Source organism: Gemmatimonadota bacterium, assembly GCA_026706345.1.
In the GTDB taxonomy this organism is placed as follows: domain Bacteria; phylum JAAXHH01; class JAAXHH01; order JAAXHH01; family JAAXHH01; genus JAAXHH01.
The window spans coordinates 1-2,117 of the sequence record JAPOYX010000159.1; the positions used below are offsets into that span (position 1 = coordinate 1).

The window sequence follows — 2,117 nt, forward strand, 5'->3', positions numbered from 1 at the left end:
CATCGGTATCGGCGACGAATACGATCAGAACGACTCCGGCGACCGGTTCAATGCCGCAGCCCCGGGACAGGACTTCGTCTCCTATTTCCCCGAGGGCTATGTGTCCCCGTTCGGTGAAAACGAAGTGCCGGGCACCTATCCCGACTACATCTATCGGGAGATCAAGTACGAAGACCAGAAACAGTTGGCGTTCTTCGGTGAGCTGACCTACAACGTTACCGACGATCTTGCCGCGACGGTTGGTTTTCGCCGTACCAACACCAAGACCGCCGACGGCTTCACCAACCAGGTTGCCGAAGGGGCGGGAGCGGCATTTTCGGAGATGGTGGCCACGCCCCAGTTCAAGGAACCCCACTCGAACTGGATGTTCAACCTGGCCTGGCACGTCACCGACGAGGTCATGGTGTTCGGGCGCGCCGCGGAAGGCTTCCGGATCGGAACCGGCGGCTCCAACCCGGTGGTGCAGCCCAGTTGCCAGGAGCTGGCGAGACAGGTGCTCGGCTTCACGCCCGGCCGTGTCCTGTCGGATTCGATGTGGGCTTACGAACTCGGCACCAAGATGACCCTGGCCGACGGCCGTTTCGTGCTCAACGCCGGTGTCTTCCAGAATCGCTGGCGCGACCTGCAGGTGCGGGTACGCCTGTTCGGTGACGCCACCTGCAGCATCAGTTTCGTGCAGAATTTCGCTGCCGCCACCGGAGAAGGTTTCGAGTTCGACGCGCGATTCCTGGTCACCGAGCGGCTGCAACTGGGCCTCGCGGGCGGTTATGTCGATTTCACCCTGGATGACGACCAGCCGTTCCTGAACGCGGCCAAGGGCGACCGTCTGCCCAGCCACCCGGACCTCACCCTGAGCGGCACCGCGGATTACAGCTTCCCCATGACGCCCGGTTGGGAAGGGTTCGCCCGGGCGGAAGTGAACTACATCGGAAAGATGGTCGGCGACTTCAATGCCGACAGCACGGTACCCCGCATCGACTTCGGCAAGTACACCGTCGCCAACGTCCGCGTTGGGGCGATCCGGGAGCAGTGGGAGTTCACGGTCTACGCAGAGAACCTGTTCAACAAGGACGCATTGACCTTCCAGTTCAAGGACCGGAGGGACCGCACCGAATCGCTGGTGATCCGGCCGATAACGGTGGGTATCAACGTCCGCACGAGGTTCTAGTCCCGCCTGGAGCGTCGACATGTGAATTCAGGACCCGAACTCCGGGATTTACCTGTTCCAGTAGAATGGGACCCGGGGGAAGCCCGAACCCGAGGCAGCCTGAACCGGAATGAACGCACAGCCCCGCTTCGAACTGAACAGCTCCTCCGGCTTTCCCGGCCCGGTGCGCGCGAGCGCCGCCTATGGGCGCGAACCCTTCAGGTTTCGCCACGGGTTTGCGGTTGAACCCTGGTTCTCGACGGAGCGGATACTGGATGTCGCCGCCGTACTACCCTCGACGAGCGTCGAGTACAACTTGGGCGACCTTCCGGTAAGCCAGCCCGGATCGTCGATACCGGCCAACGACCTGTCGCTGGAGGAAACCATCAGGAACATCGACCGCTGCGGGTCCTGGGTATTGCTGAAGAGCGTGGAGCAGCACCCGGACTATGCGGAACTGCAGCGCCTCTGCCTTCTGGAGATCGCGCGGGACCTCGAACTGGACGACGGGGAATTGCTGTCGCCGAGAAGCTTCCTGTTCCTTTCGTCGCCCGACGCGGTGACCCCGTTCCACATCGACCCGGAACACAACTTCCTGTTGCAGATTCAGGGTTCCAAGAAAATCCAGATTTTCGATCACTTCGACCGCACCGTCCTGACCGAGGCGCAGTTGCGCGACTATACGGCGGGTGCGCACCGGAACATTGCCTTTGAAGACGGCTTCGCGGAGCGCGGCGACTGGTTCGAGTTCGGCGCCGGCGAGGGCGTCTACATTCCCTTCCTGGCGCCGCACTGGGTAAGGAACAGCGCGTCCGTCTCCATTTCTTTCAGCCTGAGCTTCGAGACCGCGAAAACCAGGGACATGCTGGTGTCCTACGGCGCAGGCAGGGCTTCCCCCGGGCCACAGGCCCGATAACACCAACAGGGGCAACCGCACATGAACCACCGAAACGCATTGGGGACACTGGGT

The 2,117-nt window shown here is 62.2% G+C and carries 2 protein-coding genes; both read left to right on the plus strand.

The window, feature by feature from the left end; all coding sequences use genetic code 11:
- Positions 1-1,168: TonB-dependent receptor (locus OXG98_10325; protein ID MCY3772398.1), on the plus strand; the 1,168-nt coding region annotated here is incomplete at its 5' end.
- A gap of 109 nt (positions 1,169-1,277) precedes the next feature.
- Positions 1,278-2,063: a hypothetical protein gene (locus OXG98_10330; GenBank protein MCY3772399.1), complete on the plus strand. Its 786-nt coding sequence runs from the start codon at positions 1,278-1,280 to the stop codon at positions 2,061-2,063.
- Positions 2,064-2,117 lie beyond the last annotated feature (54 nt).

Excerpts from the sequence above, each read along its gene's own strand:
- OXG98_10330 (MCY3772399.1), top strand. The coding sequence starts at position 1,278 with ATGAACGCACAGCCCCGCTTCGAACTGAACAGCTCCTCCGGCTTTCCC.